This is a genomic window from Mesorhizobium sp. M7A.F.Ca.ET.027.03.2.1, from assembly GCF_003999175.1.
GTDB lineage: Bacteria > Pseudomonadota > Alphaproteobacteria > Rhizobiales > Rhizobiaceae > Mesorhizobium.
In genome coordinates, this window is sequence record NZ_RZOM01000847.1 from 1 (window position 1) to 2,768 (window position 2,768).

Annotated in this window: 3 protein-coding genes and 1 pseudogene; 2 read left to right on the top strand and 2 right to left on the bottom strand. The window is 59.8% G+C overall.

Features of this window, described 5'->3' with window-relative positions:
* Positions 1-1,267, bottom strand: a 1,267-nt coding sequence (gene hmgA / locus EN750_RS27875) for a homogentisate 1,2-dioxygenase (RefSeq protein ID WP_127398625.1), incomplete at its 3' end; no start/stop codon positions are given.
* 88 nt (positions 1,268-1,355) lie between these two features.
* Here hmgA and EN750_RS27880 point away from each other — a divergent pair.
* Positions 1,356-1,829 carry a MarR family transcriptional regulator gene (locus EN750_RS27880; protein ID WP_127398627.1) on the top strand — a complete coding sequence of 158 codons (474 nt, stop codon included), beginning with the start codon at positions 1,356-1,358 and terminating at the stop codon, positions 1,827-1,829.
* A 154-nt stretch (positions 1,830-1,983) separates the two neighbouring features.
* Positions 1,984-2,490, top strand: coding sequence for a DUF2380 domain-containing protein (locus EN750_RS27885; protein WP_127398629.1), 507 nt, complete (start codon positions 1,984-1,986; stop codon positions 2,488-2,490).
* A gap of 7 nt (positions 2,491-2,497) precedes the next feature.
* On the opposite strand, the pseudogene tdh reads toward EN750_RS27885, so the two are convergent.
* A pseudogene (tdh, locus tag EN750_RS27890) lies at positions 2,498-2,768 on the bottom strand (L-threonine 3-dehydrogenase); the annotation flags it as partial.

Below are 2,768 nucleotides of genomic sequence, written 5' to 3' on the forward strand. Positions count from 1 at the left end.
CCGCCCAGCGGTCGATGTAATTGTCCTGCCGGGTTTCGAGTTCGGCGCCGTAGCGGGTCAGCATTTGCGGAAATCGGGTCTCGAACATGAACGCCATGGTGTTGTCGAGCTTGACCGGTTTCAGGTCCGCGCGCGAGGCCTTTTCGAAGCCAGGCGCATCCGGCCCATGGGCCAGCATCAGATTGTGCAGACTGATGCCGCCGGGCACAAAGCCTTCTTCCTTGGCGTCGTACTGGCCATGGATCAGGCCCATGAACTCGCTCATGATGTTGCGGTGGTACCAGGGCGGCCGGAAGGTATCTTCGGCCACCAGCCAGCGTGGCGGGAAGATGACGAAGTCGATATTGGCCGTGCCCTCCTCGCCGCTGGGTGCCGTCAGCACAGTGAAGATGGACGGGTCGGGATGGTCGAACAGCAGCGCGCCGACAGGCGAAAAGGTAGCCAGATCATATTTGTAGGGGGCGTAATTGCCGTGCCAGGCAACGACGTCCAGCGGCGAATGGCCGATCTCGGTGACATGGAAATTGCCGCACCATTTCACCGTCAGCCGGCACGGCGTTTCCTTCTCCTCGAACCAGGCGCAAGGCGTCTTGAAATCGCGCGGATTGGCCAGGCAGTTGGCGCCGATCGGGCCGCGGTCGGGCAGCTTCAACTTGGCGCCGTAGTTCTCGCAGACGTAGCCGCGCACTTCCTTGTCGACCAGCTCGACCTTGAAGACCAGACCGCGTGGCAGCACCGCGATCTCGCCGGGCCGCAGCTCAATGACGCCCATTTCGGTGACGAAGCGCAAGGCGCCGACCTGCGGCACGACCAGCAATTCACCGTCGGAGTTGAAGAAATGGTCGTCGACCATCGAGCGGTTGGCGACATAGACGTGTGCCGCCATGCCGGTCTGGCCGAGCACGTCGCCGGCGGTGGTGATGCTGCGCATGCCGGCGATAAAATCGGTCGGCTCTTTCGGCATCGGCACCGGATTCCAGCGGTATTGGCCAAGCGCCAACTCATGATCGCCGACATTGGGCGCACTCTTCCACAAGGGATAGCTCGCAGGCTTGAAGCGGCCAGTGTGCTTGACGCTTGGCCGGATCCGGTAGAGCCAAGAGCGCTCATTGGTGCCGCGCGGGGCGGTGAAGGGCGAGCCCGAAAGCTGCTCGGCATAGAGGCCGTAGGCCGGCCGCTGCGGGGAGTTCCGTCCTTGTGGCAGCGAATCGGGCAGCGTCTCGGTTTCGAAGTCGTTGCCGAAACCCGGCATGTAGGAAAAGGCCATTGCTTCCTCCCCGGAATGAATCTCAATTGACCAAACTGGTTTCATTTGTAACCATTGAAAATGTAACCATCAATGGCGGCTTTGAAAAATGGCGATCAAGAGCGAAGCGTCCGACGCGCCTGAAATTCTCAATCTGGAAAATTTCCTGCCCTACCGGCTCTACCGGCTTGCCGATGCCGTCAGCCGCGAATTTTCGCGGATCTACAAGGATAGCCACGGCCTGACGCGGCCGGAATGGCGCACCCTTTCGGGGCTGGGGCAGCATGGAACGATGACGGCGTCTGCAATCGGTGAGCAATCGGCCATGCACAAGACAAAGGTTTCGCGCGCTGTCGCCGAGCTCGAACGGCGTCGCTGGCTGACGCGAAAACCGGACGAAAAAGACCGCCGTATCGAACATCTGACGCTGACCGGAACGGGACTTGCCGCCTATCGCGAGATGGTGCCGCTGGCCAAGGCGTTCAAACGGGATTTGCTGGCAAGGCTCAGCGCTGAAGAGCGCACGGCGATCACCAGCGGACTGGCTGCATTGGAGACCAGTCTGGTCCCGAGCAAGGGTTAGTCCAAGATCAAGCCAATCACTCTGAACGACGGAGTTCGAGCGAGACTGCGTGGGAGCTCCCACCACAGCCAAAGCATAGCATTGCCTTCGATTTGTTCGTGATTTGCGTTGTCAGGCCGCGTATAATGCCCATTACACCGACGGGAGGACTACGATGAGCATTCGCGCATTAAGTGTCCTGGTGACGCTACTTGTAGGCACCTGCACATCTGCGCAGGCCCAGCAGACAAAGCCGATGTCGATCGAAGTGTTCCCTTTCGAATTGGAGGACAAGAGCGCCGGGGCGGGAATAATTCCCCCGGATGAATATGACAGGCGCTATCTGTCGGAATCGGCACAAGTTGCAAAGGACATGCTCTCCCAGTCTGGGCGCTTTACAGTAATTGATGTGCCGGCGAGGGATACACAGGCTGCTGCGCCGCACGGATTGCGCAACTGCGCTGGCTGTGAAGGCCCGATTGCCAAGGAGCACGGCGCGTCGCTTGCCTTGCTTGGCGTCGTAACGCGCGTCAACCGAACAGAACATACTATGTTCATTCGCATCCTTGACGCCGAAACCGGGAGACATGTTTCGGAGGGGTTTACCGATCTTCGCATGGGTGCGAACCACGCGTGGCCCCGCTCCGTGAAATGGTTGATGAAAAACAGAATCCTGCGCTAGGCGGCATCTACCAGTCCATCACCACCTTGCCGGAACTGCCGCTGCGCATCGCATCGAAGCCGGCCTGAAAATCGTCGATGCCGATGCGGTGGGTAATCAGGCCGGAGACATCCAGCGGGCCCTGCACAAGCGCGATCATCTTGTACCAGGTTTCGAACATCTCGCGGCCGTAGATGCCCTTGAGATGCAGCATCTTGAAGATGACCTTGTTCCAGTCGATCTCGAAGCCGGTCGGCGCGATGCCCAGAATGGCGATCTTGCCGCCATTGTTCATGGTG